Origin of the sequence: Fodinicola feengrottensis, assembly GCF_010993775.1 — a bacterium.
Taxonomy (GTDB): Bacteria; Actinomycetota; Actinomycetes; order Mycobacteriales; family HKI-0501; genus Fodinicola; species Fodinicola feengrottensis.
In genome coordinates this window covers 37,203-51,672 of the sequence record NZ_WOTO01000067.1, presented here as the reverse complement: position 1 = coordinate 51,672, position 14,470 = coordinate 37,203, and the positions used below count along the sequence as shown (strand labels likewise).

17 protein-coding genes and 1 pseudogene are annotated in these 14,470 nt (G+C 60.8%); 15 read left to right on the top strand and 3 right to left on the bottom strand.

What is annotated here, in order from left to right; all coding sequences use genetic code 11:
* The 7 genes from GNX96_RS41215 to GNX96_RS41185 all read left to right on the top strand — a co-directional run.
* The coding region (locus tag GNX96_RS41215) for a hypothetical protein (protein ID WP_279582855.1) at window positions 1–537 on the top strand (537 nt) is incomplete at its 5' end.
* A 722-nt stretch (window positions 538–1,259) separates the two neighbouring features.
* The gene (locus GNX96_RS41210) at window positions 1,260–1,643 is read left to right on the top strand and encodes a hypothetical protein (RefSeq protein WP_163573031.1); all 384 of its coding nucleotides are present in this window, start codon (window positions 1,260–1,262) and stop codon (window positions 1,641–1,643) included.
* Window positions 1,625–2,128 carry a hypothetical protein gene (locus GNX96_RS41205; protein WP_163573030.1) on the top strand — a complete coding sequence of 168 codons (504 nt, stop codon included), beginning with the start codon at window positions 1,625–1,627 and terminating at the stop codon, window positions 2,126–2,128. The genes GNX96_RS41210 and GNX96_RS41205 overlap by 19 nt, the downstream gene beginning before the upstream one ends.
* A gap of 291 nt (window positions 2,129–2,419) precedes the next feature.
* Complete coding sequence (locus GNX96_RS41200) at window positions 2,420–2,938, top strand: hypothetical protein (protein WP_163573029.1); 519 nt, start codon at window positions 2,420–2,422, stop codon at window positions 2,936–2,938.
* Entirely contained in the window at window positions 2,925–3,203 is a 279-nt protein-coding gene (locus tag GNX96_RS41195) for a hypothetical protein (protein WP_279582854.1), read from the top strand. Before GNX96_RS41200 ends, GNX96_RS41195 begins: the two co-directional genes overlap by 14 nt.
* 564 nt (window positions 3,204–3,767) lie before the next feature.
* Window positions 3,768–4,409: a hypothetical protein gene (locus tag GNX96_RS41190; protein WP_279582853.1), complete on the top strand. Its 642-nt coding sequence runs from the start codon at window positions 3,768–3,770 to the stop codon at window positions 4,407–4,409.
* A 153-nt stretch (window positions 4,410–4,562) separates the two neighbouring features.
* Window positions 4,563–4,841 carry a hypothetical protein gene (locus GNX96_RS41185; RefSeq protein ID WP_163573026.1) on the top strand — a complete coding sequence of 93 codons (279 nt, stop codon included), beginning with the start codon at window positions 4,563–4,565 and terminating at the stop codon, window positions 4,839–4,841.
* Window positions 4,842–5,215: 374 nt separating this feature from the next.
* On the opposite strand, the gene GNX96_RS59125 is transcribed toward GNX96_RS41185, so the two are convergent.
* Window positions 5,216–5,476, bottom strand: coding sequence for a hypothetical protein (locus tag GNX96_RS59125; RefSeq protein ID WP_279582852.1), 261 nt, complete (start codon window positions 5,474–5,476; stop codon window positions 5,216–5,218).
* A 173-nt stretch (window positions 5,477–5,649) separates the two neighbouring features.
* On the opposite strand from GNX96_RS59125, the gene GNX96_RS41175 reads away from it, so the two are divergent.
* The 3 genes from GNX96_RS41175 (at window position 5,650) to GNX96_RS41165 (ending at window position 8,216) form a co-directional block, all read left to right on the top strand.
* Window positions 5,650–6,582, top strand: a complete 933-nt coding sequence (locus GNX96_RS41175) for a hypothetical protein (RefSeq protein WP_279582851.1) — start codon at window positions 5,650–5,652, stop codon at window positions 6,580–6,582.
* A 50-nt stretch (window positions 6,583–6,632) separates the two neighbouring features.
* Complete coding sequence (locus tag GNX96_RS41170) at window positions 6,633–7,184, top strand: hypothetical protein (protein ID WP_163573023.1); 552 nt, start codon at window positions 6,633–6,635, stop codon at window positions 7,182–7,184.
* A gap of 174 nt (window positions 7,185–7,358) precedes the next feature.
* Window positions 7,359–8,216 carry a hypothetical protein gene (locus GNX96_RS41165; protein ID WP_163573022.1) on the top strand — a complete coding sequence of 286 codons (858 nt, stop codon included), beginning with the start codon at window positions 7,359–7,361 and terminating at the stop codon, window positions 8,214–8,216.
* Window positions 8,217–8,379: 163 nt separating this feature from the next.
* Here GNX96_RS41165 and GNX96_RS41160 read toward each other — a convergent pair.
* Window positions 8,380–9,292, bottom strand: a pseudogene (locus GNX96_RS41160) (IS982 family transposase).
* A gap of 262 nt (window positions 9,293–9,554) precedes the next feature.
* Between GNX96_RS41160 and GNX96_RS66250 the strand changes: the two are divergent.
* The 3 genes from GNX96_RS66250 (at window position 9,555) to GNX96_RS41145 (ending at window position 11,494) form a co-directional block, all read left to right on the top strand.
* Window positions 9,555–10,043 carry a DUF2695 domain-containing protein gene (locus GNX96_RS66250; protein WP_390624284.1) on the top strand — a complete coding sequence of 163 codons (489 nt, stop codon included), beginning with the start codon at window positions 9,555–9,557 and terminating at the stop codon, window positions 10,041–10,043.
* A gap of 13 nt (window positions 10,044–10,056) precedes the next feature.
* Window positions 10,057–10,620: a hypothetical protein gene (locus tag GNX96_RS41150; RefSeq protein ID WP_163573019.1), complete on the top strand. Its 564-nt coding sequence runs from the start codon at window positions 10,057–10,059 to the stop codon at window positions 10,618–10,620.
* A gap of 178 nt (window positions 10,621–10,798) precedes the next feature.
* The gene (locus tag GNX96_RS41145) at window positions 10,799–11,494 is read left to right on the top strand and encodes a GGDEF domain-containing protein (RefSeq protein ID WP_279582857.1); all 696 of its coding nucleotides are present in this window, start codon (window positions 10,799–10,801) and stop codon (window positions 11,492–11,494) included.
* A 191-nt stretch (window positions 11,495–11,685) separates the two neighbouring features.
* Here GNX96_RS41145 and GNX96_RS41140 read toward each other — a convergent pair whose 3' ends face one another.
* Window positions 11,686–12,210 (bottom strand): hypothetical protein, encoded by a 525-nt coding sequence (locus GNX96_RS41140; RefSeq protein WP_163573017.1) that lies wholly within the window; start codon window positions 12,208–12,210, stop codon window positions 11,686–11,688.
* A gap of 345 nt (window positions 12,211–12,555) precedes the next feature.
* Between GNX96_RS41140 and GNX96_RS41135 the strand changes: the two genes are divergently transcribed.
* Both GNX96_RS41135 and GNX96_RS41130 read left to right on the top strand, forming a co-directional pair.
* Entirely contained in the window at window positions 12,556–12,849 is a 294-nt protein-coding gene (locus tag GNX96_RS41135) for a hypothetical protein (RefSeq protein ID WP_163573016.1), read from the top strand.
* 510 nt (window positions 12,850–13,359) lie between these two features.
* The gene (locus tag GNX96_RS41130) at window positions 13,360–13,818 is read left to right on the top strand and encodes an N-6 DNA methylase (RefSeq protein WP_279582856.1); all 459 of its coding nucleotides are present in this window, start codon (window positions 13,360–13,362) and stop codon (window positions 13,816–13,818) included.
* Window positions 13,819–14,470 lie beyond the last annotated feature (652 nt).

The following is a 14,470-nucleotide window of genomic DNA, read 5'->3' as shown; positions in this document are numbered from 1 at the left end:
TTCGCCTGGGCGGACCCGGAGTGCACCGAATTCTTGGTGTCGATCAACGGCATCGCGTACCCGGTGCCGGCCGACGCACCGGCCTGCCCGGTGGCCGATCCCGCTCAGTACGCGTCGGCGATGAGCCAAGCGTTGCGTGGCGTGACACGGCGCCACCAGGTGGATCGGCGGCACTGGATGGCCGAGCACGACGCCTTTGCCGTTCGCCTTGGAAATGAGCTACAGAAAGAAGTACAAAAGGCCACCAACCAGCACCTTGACGAAGTAGAGGAGCTGCAGGCGCTGCACGACCGACAGCTCGCCGACCTCCGCGACAAATATGAATCACGGCTGGACAAGGAAAACTGTCCACATCGGAGGCTCTCGAGCACGCTATTGGCCACCGTCGAGCTGCTTTCCGATGACCTACCGGCCAACGGGCAGGAGCTCCTGGACGCTCTGGTCCCGCTGCTGCAGGAGGACGGTCCGCTCACGCTCGACCTGGTGAGAGGACTGGATCGTTTCATTACTCTGGTCTGTCCTCCCGCAGACGCGTAGTTCCAATCCAAGTAGTCAGTCATGACAGTGCAAGGCGTCTAGGCGCAAGGAAATCATCGACTCGAAAGGCCCGTACCGCAACCCGCGGTACGGGCCTTTCTGTCGCTCAGTACCCGACCGATTCCGCGCAGATCGTACGGATCCACCAGTCCCCGAATCTCCCACTCTCGCCGCGTAGTGCCGCGAATGGCCCCAATCCCCAAGTGAAAGGAAGACAACCATGCCGAAGACCATCTTCGAGCCGTCCGTGCAGATCGAGTCTCTCCTCGCCGCAGTCGCCTCGAAACCGGCCGCCTCAGCCGGAATACGAGCGGTCATGGAGCGGGCCTCGGAGTTTCGAAACCCGGCAGAGGCGCAACTTACCGGCATCGCACTGGATCCAGCCGGTCGCGAGTACGCAGACCAGCTTATGGATGACTACTGGGCGGACGACGTGCGCCAGAACAACGTGCTGGCACGCTGGACCGGAGTCGAGCGCGAAGTGATCATCGGCAGCGGCTTCCACGCCGCCGCCTACGCCGCGACCCGAGAGTCCTCAGTGGACATCAAAAGCCATTGGTGCTGGAACGCAACGAACGGGCCGGCGGTTGTTTCGCGATGTCCAAGACACCGACTTTCTTCCTTAACTCCGCAACCGCTCGGGGGATGCAGGACTGGCCGGCGACGGGGGAGCGAGTCTGAACTACCTGCCGGGCGCACCGATTCAAGCGGCGAATGTCTCCATGGCCGAATACCAGACGAACACCGACATGGCTTTCGTCATCCGACTGGCGTTGGCTCAGTTCGCGGAAGTCCTCACCGACGCACAAGTACTGTCCGTCGCCCGTGATGGCGAAGGCATCGAAGTTGACGTCGAAGGCCGAGACCCCTTGTACGCCCAGAACGTCATCGACGCGCGAGGACTGGGCGACCCGTACGCCCAAGCGGTGGCCAACGGCGCGACGATCCTCACCTTCCCCCAGTTTATGCAGCGCATGGCGACGCCGTGGCCGCTAAGAGCGTTGCGTCGTGTGTCGGGATTGTCGGCGGTGGCGATTCCGGCAAATGCGTGGCCGAGTCCTTACTCGGCATCGCGCCACAACCGTCTATGGCTGCCGCTGCCCTAGACAGCGTCGACCGTATCGACTGGTATTCCAACGACCTCCCGCGAAACTGCGCCATCTGGAAGGATGAGATCCGCGGCAGATATCAGGCCATCGGCAGCTACCTGCGGCCGGATCGCTTCGGAGCCCAGAGGCTCAATGTTATCAACCGACGCGCAACTCCCGTCGCCCTACCTGGGGCCGGGCTCATCGATGGTCGTACCTACGATCTCATCGTTGTTTGCACAGGTAATACCGAATCGGATGTTCAGGGTCTGCGAAGCACGGATTTCTATGAATACACAACCTCTGACGGGCAAGCCGTCGCCCAGAGGCATTTCGAGATACCGGTGTTCCGTGTCGGCCCGCATGCGAAACTGCCTTTCACTCGACAGGAACGAGAGGATGGAATATCGAACATTGCCGCAAACGCGGCGTCGATGTTCCGTACAGCAACCAAGACGGCAACCTTAGCGGCAATACTTCCCGCAGTGCCGACAGTCGACTAAAACCCAGACTTAGTGCTCAAACCAGACTTACGCCAGCTGACCCGCTGCGGCCTTTTCGTGCCACAAACACAACAAGATCGGTCCCGCTTCCGATGCGCCCATCGCGCGGGAAATTCCACCACGGCTAAACGAGGTAAAGTATGCTTAGTCTACCGCGATTCCACTGCTTGAACACGACAATCGAAGCCTCGCGCGACACTACCCGACGCGGTCTCAGATGACCCAGTTCGCACGTTTGATCTCCGCCGCCCTTTCGGGTCGGCGGCCTCGCGCCCAGGCGGCGGTGGCTCCATGAGCTACCTGACCGAAAGCCAGATCGAATCAACTCCACCGTTCCCGCCGTTGCGGGTCCATCGCATTCAGCCTATTCCAACGAACCACGCGTTCACGGTGACGCGGCAATTCGGGGCCGTCCGCTTGGAATTCCTACCAGGCACTGACCGGTCAGTGATATTCGAAATGGATAACGGCAAAAACCAGGCCCTCATCGTAACCCTGCTGGTCGCGGATTTTCTGAGCCGCGGCATCGCCATCATCGGTTCGCTGCTGGACATTGCCGCTGCCATCATCAACGACCAGATCGACATCATTCGTGAAGAGGTAGAGCACGAAGTCCGGTGCCATGATGCCGACGACTTTTCTGAACGAGCCGCGATCCTGCAGGACATTGCCGGCGATATCACAGCCGCCCTTAACCGGCTTCAAGCGGTCGCAGAAGACGACCGCGCTCCTCTCGCCGAGTTCCCGATCAACACCAACAACCAAGGGTGCGCAGCTGCAGCGCCCGAACCCAAGAGTGAAGGAATCTGAGATGTCTCATTTTACTGTGCTCGTCGCTGTGACCGCAGACTCACCTGAGGAGGCCGAAACGGCTGTCAGTGAAGCATTGCGGCCATTCGACGCAAGCCTGGAGGTGGAGGAACTGACCGACGAAGACGGTGAGACCTACTGGCGCAATCCGCAGGCTCACTGGGATTGGTGGACCATCGGCGGCAGTTGGCGCGGAACATTCCAGGCGCGGATTGACGCAAAAAAAACACGACATCATGGTGCCGGAGCCTCGGTCAGCGAATGAGGACGCATACCTTCGGCCGTTCGCGGTGGACGGCGGTCGAGCGGGAATGCTTCGCCTCCAAGCGCAACGCGACCGCGCCTCAAACGCGGCACTCGAGGACTGGGACCGCTACGCCAAGGTGATCGACGGCACGCCACAACATGAACCCTGGTCAACCTTTGCCGGTCTCGTCAAGGACGGGGGCGGAACAAACCAGTACACGTGGGATGACGCGCGACGCGACTACCATAACCAGCCGCGAATCAAGGGTCTACGGGAATCCCAGGAATACAGGCGATGGCTGCTGGACGCGCCCGAGGACGAAATCGAAGGGCGTTCGCGAGACGAGTACGCGGCCCGGAAGCGCGAGCAGGCTATTCCCGGATGGGCCCTGCTCACCCTCGAGGGCGAGTGGTGGGAGATGGGAAAAATAGGCTGGTTCGCCACGAGTGACAGGACGGATGATTCCGAAGCTGTCTACCTCTCACGAAGGCCAACGCGTACATCGACGCCCTCGATCCAGATACCTGGCTCGTTCTCGTCGACTGTCACATCTGACGAGCCGAACCCATGGGATACGACTACATGTGGCGCAAGGCGCCCAAGGACACAAGCGAGTATCTCGACGCGCAGAAAGAGTACTTCGCGGCCTGCGACGAGTGCGACGAGTTCCTCGCGAAGGCTGCACTGCGGTACGACGCCCCAGAACTGGCGCCGTACCGAGCAAAAGTCGAGTTGGCATTGGAGGCCATGCGAGCCGAAGAAGTTTGGTGTCACCGGCTGAATGTTTGGGGCGGCGCCTCAATGTCCAGTATTATGGAGGCCCTTGGGATGGGGTTCTGGCAACCTAACGAGCCGGATCTCCCGGACCTGCCGGACGGCATGACGTGGGATGAACCTGACTTCGATGAAGAGGAAAATCCCCTTAGTGACCGAGCGAAGGCTTATATGGCGGCCAGTGACAAGGTGTTGGCCGCCCACTGCGGCGAGATTCCCGGGATCCCCCTGCACAAAATCGCTGGCACAAACGATGGCTGGGTAGTGACCTCGGTCGAGATCCGGGCAGCCCTGACAATTCTCGACTCCACAGCCGAGGCAAGGATCGCCGACGCGTTCGCCGAATACGCGTGGTCCGACGACCCCGTGCGGTCGCGTACATGGTTCGACAGTTGGGTTCGCTTCCTGCGCGACGCCGCCGAACTTGGAAACGGATTCGTCACGTACTAGACGTAGTGCCGATATCCGCGCTGGCGCGCAGCAGAGCTGCCAGGGACCTTCCCGACCGGAGGCTCAGAGAGCGACGCTGGCGGTGCAAATCACCTATTGCGTCGGTGCTGGGTCGTGAACCCCCGCTTCCTAATTTGGCTTGGAGGAAAAATCATGAGCAGCAAACAGAAGACGACAATCGCGGCACAACAGTCTTCATCACACGCGCATCCTGTTGAGGAGATTGTCCGGGCGCTCAACAGGGCGGCAGACGACATTCTCGATGCCGTCAACGCACCCGGCACAGGGTTGCGTGACGGCTTGAACCTTATGGTCAACGCCACCGCGGACTACCTTCGTAACCAATCCAGTGATCTGCGATCGGTGATTAAGGATAACTACGACGCTAGTTACAAGACGGTGCTCGGCTGGATTGCGGGTGACGACTTATGACAATGGACGCGCCTGTCCACAATCGCCGGGTTTATCGATGGTGATACTCGCATCTTGCCCCTGATCTGTACCAGTCGAGGCTCCATGACGTGATGTACGCCTGGAGAAGGAAGAGTTAGCTCCGCAAGGGGCGCGTTCTCGCGAGTGGGAGCGCGCCCCTTTTAGCGTGGGCCGCGGAATGCGGCAGAGACGCATTGAGAGGAATAGACCTTGACTGTAACCACGTGGTGCCGAGTGTCGACGACCTATGACCCGCTTGGCATACGGATGTCATTCCGGATGAATACTCGATCAGCTGGTCCTTGCGCCATGCCCGTAAGGAGACTGCAATGACTTCACTACCGGGCGGCGAGAATGCCGAGGAATACGTGGCATCACTGATCGCCTGCCAAATCTGTAACGTAGCCCTCAACAGGTCCGTCGACGACGCTACCGGCGAGATCATCTATCTGCATCCCATGGAGCTGGCCAACGATCCACCGGAGCATCTTCCGCGCCCTATCGTGGTCGAGCCGACCATCGCGCAGATCGTCTGCGACTTCTGTAGTGACCAGCATGTTGTCTATGGGATTCACACGAGCCCGATCGCTGCGGTGGTCGGGCCATTCCGGCAGAATTTCGGTGATGAATGGCATGCGTGCGCCGAGTGTGGGACTTCCGTATCGGTGGGCGATCTGAAAGGTCTGCGCGCCCGGCGTCGACGCGCAGCGCCGAAGCTGGGTCCAGAAGCGGACGCGTTCGCGACTCTCCTTAATCGGGAGGTTGTGGCCGGCTTTCGGCCACCGCTGGAAGTGTCGCCATTGGGACGGTGGCCGGCAGCGGCTCTAAGGTGTCGACCCTGCCGAAGGTTCGTGATGGTCTTTATACCCTGTTGACAGGACCGTTGGCGCTGCCGCTGGGCTTAGACGAGAGCGATGTTCGCGCGCAGGTGGCGGCCAGCCTCGAATCGGCGTGGCTGCTGTGGGTTGACGAAGAATCCACCGCGAACATTGACCATTTGTCCCAGTCCTTACCGCCGACCTGTATCGAGGAGCCTGACCTCCCGTCGTCCCACGGGCTGGTGTCCTGGGGCCGGCCGGTCGGCGTGCGCGGTGACCTCGTCGCGGCTACGTGGACGACGACTCCTGCCGGCATCCGTGTTGTCGGGTACGGCAGCATCGGAACCGGGGTGCCTCCAGCGGCCTTGCAGGATCTGCGTGGGCAGATCGGTTGGATCGTGCCTCGCAGCCACATCCATCTCGCGCCGGCCCAACGAGTAGACGCGCGAAGTGCGGTGAGCAGCCTGGTCACGACCTGGATCTTCCTGGCCCAACGCATCGCCGAGACAAGGTCGATTCCCGTCGACAAGGGCGTCCGCAAGAGCTATCAGCGTTCCGGCAGACCTCCCGCGGAGGTGCGCCTGATCAGACTCACCACCGCCCACCGCCCCGACCCACGTATGACCACACCGGTGCAACGAGCACCCGATCAAGACAACGCGGCGTTACCGGCAGCCGCAACCACAGATCCGCCCACGGATAAGAAACGCCGGTACGACCACCGGTGGTGGGTCGCCCAGCACACCCGAAAACAGCCGTATGGACCGGGCCGAACCCAGATCCGCGAGATAACCGTGAAAACACACCTTCGCGGCCCCGACGACAAACCAATCAAACTTAGTACCACCGTCCGTATTCTCGGCGGCATCCATCCCGAAGCATCACCGGAGAATTCCGGCACGTTGCCACCAGCGCCAGTCTAAACGGCCAAACTGCCATCTCCAACTCAACCAAGAAGAAGGCGAATAGTGCTATGACAACGAATACCACTGGCACCACCAACTCCTCGCAGGAACCGACCTACCCATTGTCCGAGCTTCCCACAGGAACAGCGTTTAGCTGTCTGGAGGTTCCCGCAGGCATCGCCCTGTCAAGAACCGGTGCGGATGACATCCGTGTCGCCACCAAAGCCGGGCTGCGCTCCATGCCAGCCGACACCAGGGTGCAATTGCTACAGCAGGAACCCAGCTTAAGAATGTCCATACGCGCCATCATCGACGACGCGGCGGACGAGCGGGTCACGCAAAGAGCGACCATCGACGAGACCCTCGATGCGATTCGGCGATACGCCATCGGCCAGTACGAGGACGACGATATCGAAAGGAGCGGTCTCGACAATTTCCTTGACCGGTTCTCGATGGCTGCATACGATCCGAGGCTCGACGTCGAGATCACAATCAAGGCGCGTGTCACCGTCAATGACTTGGACCGCGAGGAAACGAACGACGCACGGTACGACCCACTAACTGTGGCCCAGAACATCGCAGAGGACTTCACCGTCGACTGGGGGCGACCGTGCCGATGAAAGTTCTCGGGAAATCATCGTCGTCACCGCTGAACTCGCCGACGACTAGTCTCACGCAAGATCACACCAGGTGACGGCAAACGGTGCTTTGAAACGTAAACAACCCTTTGCGGCGACGGGGCTTGTTCGCGCGCCCAGCGAGATCGCATCAAACAAACATACGAATGGGAAACCATGAACGCACCAGAGAAGTGGCTACACACCGCAAACCCCCATCACTGTGACCACGTCAGCCGCGACAAGGACGAATATCTCGTCATCCTGACAGACCACCTGCACCCACGAGCATTCCCCGCAGAGATCAAAACCCATCCGACGAACCGCATCTGTCCCTTCATCGCACTGTTTAGACGTGAGGTCGCCGAGCGGATTGTCCACTGGATCAACTATCGCCACGAGGAATACGGTGAGCCCGAACGCGCAGAATGGGCCGACGACGCCATACTGGTGACATCCTCCCTCGACGTCCAATACGAACCTCACCGTGAACCAACGCGATACCTACCCGGCCCGGCGGGCAGATACGCGTTAGGGGACCGACACTGGGACTGGACAATGATCCCGGAAGACTCAACCAGCCTGCAATGCGGATGGTCAATGCCGGAACGGCGATCAACTGAACTGCCCGTAACGGCATTCATACATGCCGATGGCTCAGACCCAGCATTCCCGGCCATCATCGGTGACATCAGTCCAAGCGGCATGTTCTATCCCGGATTCCGCAGGGAAGTCGCCGAGGTCATCGTTGACTGGATCAACGCGGAACATCAGGCGCACCCGCATCAGGTGACCACCTCTTTGCGCTGGGATGGTCCCAGCATCGTCAGCATCGACCGCGCCGCAAACACCGTTGAACTCTTCGGCAGCCCAGAGGCTGACGACCCGCGGTGGATACGGACAGACAGCTGGCTCTGGGAACTGTGGGACCCACGACCCCCCCGATCCCGGCACACGTCGTCTACAAGAGCTGGCGCTTCGTCGTCGGTTCTCATCGATCTTTCGCCTAATTGTCGCCGAGCGACAGATTGGTGAGACCAGTCCGCCTCGTCAACAGACCCAGGATAGGTACGAACAACAAGGCGACGGCCTGCCGGCGCCGGGGCGTACCGATCTCGTTGGCCGGCTACTTCCACGACCCCGGCATCACGTGGCAGCGAACGCAATCGTCAAGCGCTCTAGATGACCTATTCCGAGGTCAGTGGTCGTAGGCGGTGAGGGATCGGTGGACGGGGGCGCCGATCTTGTCGTTGTGCCAGATCGCGGCGGTGAGGGCGAGTACGCGTTGGAGGACGCGCACGATGACGCCGTTGGGTGTGTGGGCTCCGTGTCGTTCCAGGTCGAGTTGGCTTTTGAAGGTCTGGTTGATCGATTCGATGACCTGCCGCAAGGGTTTGAACAGGTGCGCTCCGGGGCGTTCGGTTTCGCCTTTGCGGGCCGGGCGTAACAGCTTGAGGCCTGCGTCGGCCAGTGCGCGTTCGAACTCGGTCGTAGTAGTTCTTGTCGCCGATCAGGGTTTGACCTGGCCGGTGGCGGGTCAGGTGGGGGTCCGTATGGAAGATCTCCAGCAGGGTCTGGCGTTCGTCGGCTTTCGCGCCGGTCAGCGCGAATCCGACGGGCAGCCCGCCCAGGGTGGCGACCAGATGCAGCCGCAGGCCCCAGAAGTAGCGTGAGTGCGAGGCGCAGTACCCGTATTCGGCCCATCCGGCCAGATCCGAGCGCCGAGCCGTCTCGCGTGAGCGACCGCATTCGACCGGGGTGGAGTCCACGACCCACACGTCATCGGTCCACAAAGTGGTGTCGGCGCAGAGCACGCGGATCACCGTTTTGATCAACTCAGCTGCGGCTCGCAGCCGTTTGTTGTAGCCAGATTGTTGAGGAAGATAACCGAAAAGATGCCTCATGTGAGCCCGAGCGTGGCGCAGCCATTGTGACTCCGAAGTGAATCCGAGCAAGGCCTGCATCACCGCCAAGGTGACCAACTCAGCGTCGGTCAGCTTCGGGACGATGCCCACCTCTGGTCGCCACGGCGCCAGCCCGGGTGAGGCTTTGAGCAAGTCGTCAACCCTCACGTACAGTGCAGTAGCGAGGGTGTCCAGGTTGTTCGTCACAAAACGATCATGGACGCCCTCGCCTCGACTCTGACCAAGCCACGCCCTTGGAATAGGTCATCTAGCTGCTCGGCGACGTCGACACTGCCTGGCTATGTGCCTTGCGGGCTATTGATGACGATCCGCTCCACTTACCCGCCTACGTGGTCAGGGCGCTGATCGCGGTAGGTGCCAATGACAATGACCTCCTTGTCTTACACCCACGCCCTGACACTCGCTCAGACCAACACCGAGACTCTCTGACGACGTAGCCGACCCCGCGATGACTCTCTCGTCTCGATGCGCCGCTTCACTCGCGCAGAGAGGAGATATGACTATGACCAACAAGCCTGTACCCAGCGACGTCGACGACTCTATGAATCCGAGCGAGACATCAGCGACTGGTTCGCGGAGCTTTGAATGCCTCGCCTGCTATCTGAAAAGACAGAAGGCCGATAGGACGTGCAACGGCGATCTTGCGCAGGCTAGGAAGTGGGGGACAGCGCATCCTCATATTCCTTGTTGCCGGTGCCTACTGCAAAGTCTGCAACGTGTCGGTGCGCTGTGTGACTGCGAAGCCCTCTATGTGCTCCGAGAAATGGACACAAAAGTGAACATACGCAGCTGTCGGCATCGCTCCACGATCCTGTTCGTCGCTGCACCGCTTTCCGATGCGCGCCACCGTGATAGTGCCCCGGCCATTCGCCAGGAGTTGTTCGTCCGCTGCAGCGCGAATAGCCCTTGCAGTCGCACCGAGTTACCAACTCAATGAAAGGGATGTCGCGATGGATACTGTGGCCATTTGTGAATGTGTAGCAGGTGGAATCTGCCGATCGCGAGGTATCGATGTTTCGCATTCGGTCGCCCTTATCTGGACTGATCCGAACGACACACGTGAACCCCACACCATCGTCAACCCAGCCCAGCTAGATCAACTGATCGCGGCCACCGAGATCGTCGACGCAACCTGCCATACGTGCGGTGGCGAGACCGTCACCGCCTGCCCAGCCTTCGCCCCATACCTCCAAAACGCCAAGTGGGAGCCAACATTCTGCCGGCCACGGAGAACCGCGCTGCGCAGCACCGTGAAAGAAATCTTGCTCACCGCTGAGGACCGAATAACCTGCGCCGCCGAACTGGCGACGGCAATCGCCACGGCGCTCAACACACACGGAAGCCACACCATCAGGACTGACGACGAAGAGCGGCCCGGCTCCATGGTCAACCCGCTCGACTATCTCAACAACCCGATCGACATTCTCTGGGACAGCGGGGACATTGGACTTGAGGCATTGGCCTACTGGCGCCGCGTCCTGGAGCGCTACCAGAAGATAGCCACAACAAAGTAACCCGGGAAGTCCGCGGGCAGCATTGCCGAACTACTGCCTCGGTGCACCGAACCGTTGGCTGACGGACTCAGACCAAGCTCGTCCTCCAAATGCCAGTGATCTATTAAGCGCCGCGCGGCGCCTCGTCACGCAACGTGACTATGCGGCGCGGCGCTTTCTGCATTGCGAAGGGAAGCTCATGTTTGCAGCACCCGCTATAGCAGCTCTAATCGGTACTCTTCTCGGGTTCACCGTAGCTGCGGCCATTCTCGTGCCGAAACTGCGAGTGGCTCGCAGCGCCGCCGAGCACGACCCATTGACTGGTCTACCCAACCGCGTTCTCGCCGCGAAAACTGTCGCCGGTCAGGGCGCCCGATTTTGGATGTGCATGCTTGACCTCGACGACTTCGGCTTACTCAACAAGAAACACGGTCACGACGTCGGCGACTACGTGCTCATCACTGCTGCCAACCGAATGCGCGCCTACTGCGAGGAGAGCGGCGGGTTGGCATGCCGACTCGGAGGAGACGAATTCGCCCTCCTGGTCCCGAAAGATAGCCACGACGACGGCGACATACGCGCCTTCGCCAAGGAAGTACTGCACACGATCGCGGAACCGGTCGACGTCGGCGAACGAACGCTCCTGAGTGTGACCGGCAGCCTGGGGATCGGAACAGCACGTACATGGAGGGAAGGACTAGGCCGCGCTGAGGTGGCTATGTGGCCACACAAACGACGAGAAATCGACGAGCCCGCGATCTACGCCCTCGACGTGCACGGCCTCGTCGCCCGAGCACCCGGACGTACGGCGGTGCGTCGCCGAGACACGAACATGAAGACAACCACAGGACGGGGAAAACCGGCGCCGTTCCAGCAAACCGAGATAGAGCGCTGATTTCAGGCGGCGGCGAGCATTGTTGCCTTCGTCCCGTCGCCACGGAACCGTGCCGATCAAGACCGACACCATCGACACTGCACGTATGGAGATGGCAGGCGGCCGGCACGCTCTTGAGCGCTCGCTCTTGGCAGGCGCCGGGCTTAATTTGTCAAGCGTCTCAGACCGCGGAGCCAATTGGCCCTCGGCCCTTACGCACCTATTATCCGCGCCCTGGAAATTTTCGCGCGGAGTGTGGACGAATAGGAGTCGTCATGACGTTCGCGTTGTTGACGGTACTGCTGAACACCGCCACCGAATACGAAGCCCAAGTCGTACGCGAGGTCGCCATCCGGGCAGGGTTGATGTGGACCTGCTCTGGCTGCGGCCGGCATCATCCCGCCGACACACCGATCTGTCCAGAGTGCGCCACGACAGCTGGCCCCGCATTGTTTCGCCGTTTCCCGAGCGCTCCGGCGGCACCTGGCATTGTTGCCGCTGCCTGGATCGCGCTGTCGACGGCCCTCGACGCCCGACGTGCCTCGCCAAACACCACTACTCGGCCGGAAGACCTTATACAGGTCGGCGTTGGCCTGCGGCTTACGCCGGTTCTGCACCACGCTGTGACCGTCGCGACCAGTGCCGAGGCGGCCAGCGCTGATCACCTGTGGGCGCAGCTGACCGGCCAACTCCCGCCACACCTTAGCTGCTCCAGCGGCGATGTTGCGCGCGATCACCGCCTACCGACACAACGATCTCGCGCAAGCGAACGCGCACCTGCGACGTGCAATCGGCGACGACCCCAGTTTCGTCCCGGCCCACCTGACGTTGCGGCGCCTCCGACATGGTTGCCAACCCGCGGACCTCGCGCCATCGCTGCTGGCTGCCCTCGACGCTGAAGGAGGGGCCACGCATCGCCGATCTTAGACAACAGCGCAATCTCTGCATTGACGCCAAAATATCCCGAGAGTCCACCTAGCCGCGCGAAAAGCGCACGACATAGCGGGCTGTCCGTCACGGACAGCCCGCACTTTCTATTCCCGCGTGTTGCGCGGATCGAAACCGGAAAGGACGTCAACCTCATGACATTCACCGCTGACGATTCCCATGACGACACAACGATCGCGAGAGGAATCAACACAGCTGCGGAGCACGGACGCGTCATCGATGATCTGACCGCACGCGTCATCGCCGGACAGTTCCATGGTGGTGAGGGTAGCGCCCTGTATTCCTTGGCATCCTGCGGTGCGGTCGACGCTGCTGGCTTACATCGCGAACTCGACCTTCTGGTCGAGCCCAACGCCGCCGACCACGGAATTCCGGTTCGTTGGGTCTGTGCCCTCCGCGACTACATCAACAAGGCCACGGACCGATAGAGGTCCGGTGTCGGGCTGTGTCCACTCACCTGGTGACTACAGCACGACGTGCCGCGCTCCCGTACGACCTCACTCGGTCGAGACCGCAGCCAGAAAAGAGCGCTCGACTGTTCCTTTCCATTCATCACACCCTGAGGTTTTCATGAAACCCGCACCAATCCCTGCCGGGCACGTCTCCGGAATTGTCGAGGCCGTGACCCACGCCTGGAATCGACACCCCGGCGCCAGCGATACCGACATCCCACTATCGATCGTGGCCGCGTTGGCGGTCCTAACACCTGCACCAGACGAACGAAACGAGGCACGTCAGTGCATCCTCGTCGCGGAGACGACACATTCGCGGCCTGCATACGTCATCAATGGAAAGAATTCCTCCTACATCGGCCAGACCTTACACCGGCTCTGGCTCCCTTTCACCTGCGGTGGTTCGGCGGGGCATCGCCCACGGGGGAACAACTGGCTGCGGCCAAAGAAGTAGCCATCGCAGCGCTGGACAATGACTTGTTCGGTGTGATGGCCACGGCCCGCGACCACGTTGACCTGCTTGGTCAGATCTTGACAGAGATGCGGCCCGAATCAGCCAAACGCGACCGTGGTCAGATGTATACACCACCCGACGTGACCAATCTGATGGCCGGATTCATACCAATCGACGATCACGCCCGAATGCACGACCCGGCGGTCGGCACAGGTGGATTGTTCCGGGCGGCAGCCAACGTAATGCGCGACGGTGGCCGTAATCCGGAGACAGTGCTGTGGACAGGTGTCGATATCGATCAACTGGCAATCGCCTGCTGTGCCGTCAACGCGGTGCTCTGGCGGCTTGGCCCCACCGTCGTGCTCGCCGTAGGCGACTCTCTCAGTGATCCCGAATGCCTCGACCGCGCATGGGGGATGCGGCAAGAATGCCTCGACATCGCCCGCTACGGCAGCGCGGTCGCCGAAACACTTGCGTTCTTTCGTCAGTAGTCCAAGAGTGAAGGCCGATGTAAAAAATATGGGAGCTGGGTGCAAATAAAATCATAAACTCGGAACTGTAGGTGTTGCGGAGCTCGAGACGTGCTCGACCTCTATCTAGTTGAGGAAAAATGTCATCGCCGGTCGATGTGGAGCAGCGCCCGGCGAGATTCGCCAGCGCCGAAGGTTGGGCCTATTTCTGCCACGGTCCAGAGGGTAGTTAGCTACATCGTCGGCCTACCTCCAGGACATGGGACAAGACTCAGAAGTCTCGGATGGTGCCTGGGAGATGCGAATCCCCCGGGCACCATCCTCAGTGTCAGCTACTTCTGCAGGCGGCAGGGTGAACTTGAGGGCGAGAGGTTCTGACACAGGCGGGGAGTGGCTGCCACCTGGTTGACGGCTCGGGCGCAGTGACCCGTCAAGCACCCGCTTTGAACCCTGCACAATCGTATCCAGATTGACTAGCGTCCAATCCCAGCGGGCCGCATATCACTGTCTGTGACGAGGTGGGGTCATTACTGTATGTGAAATGGCATCAACGGGGAAAGAGGGATTGTTCGAGTCGGTTCGGCGTCGCGCGCTCGGCGGTCAGGTTTCGCGGAAATTGCTGTTACTTAAGGAATAACCATCCATCCGCTCGCCGGGTGACGTGTGTGGCCGT

Excerpts from the sequence above, each read along its gene's own strand:
- GNX96_RS41170 (WP_163573023.1), top strand. The coding sequence starts at position 6,633 with ATGACAACGAATACCACTGGCACCACCAACTCCTCGCAGGAACCGACC.
- GNX96_RS41145 (WP_279582857.1), top strand. The coding sequence starts at position 10,799 with ATGTTTGCAGCACCCGCTATAGCAGCTCTAATCGGTACTCTTCTCGGG.
- GNX96_RS41185 (WP_163573026.1), top strand. The coding sequence starts at position 4,563 with ATGAGCAGCAAACAGAAGACGACAATCGCGGCACAACAGTCTTCATCA.
- GNX96_RS66250 (WP_390624284.1), top strand. The coding sequence starts at position 9,555 with ATGACTCTCTCGTCTCGATGCGCCGCTTCACTCGCGCAGAGAGGAGAT.
- GNX96_RS41150 (WP_163573019.1), top strand. The coding sequence starts at position 10,057 with ATGGATACTGTGGCCATTTGTGAATGTGTAGCAGGTGGAATCTGCCGA.
- GNX96_RS41205 (WP_163573030.1), top strand. The coding sequence starts at position 1,625 with ATGGCTGCCGCTGCCCTAGACAGCGTCGACCGTATCGACTGGTATTCC.
- GNX96_RS41190 (WP_279582853.1), top strand. The coding sequence starts at position 3,768 with ATGTGGCGCAAGGCGCCCAAGGACACAAGCGAGTATCTCGACGCGCAG.
- GNX96_RS41200 (WP_163573029.1), top strand. The coding sequence starts at position 2,420 with ATGAGCTACCTGACCGAAAGCCAGATCGAATCAACTCCACCGTTCCCG.
- GNX96_RS41135 (WP_163573016.1), top strand. The coding sequence starts at position 12,556 with ATGACATTCACCGCTGACGATTCCCATGACGACACAACGATCGCGAGA.
- GNX96_RS41210 (WP_163573031.1), top strand. The coding sequence starts at position 1,260 with ATGGCCGAATACCAGACGAACACCGACATGGCTTTCGTCATCCGACTG.
- GNX96_RS59125 (WP_279582852.1), bottom strand. The coding sequence starts at position 5,476 with ATGCCATTCATCACCGAAATTCTGCCGGAATGGCCCGACCACCGCAGC.
- GNX96_RS41165 (WP_163573022.1), top strand. The coding sequence starts at position 7,359 with ATGAACGCACCAGAGAAGTGGCTACACACCGCAAACCCCCATCACTGT.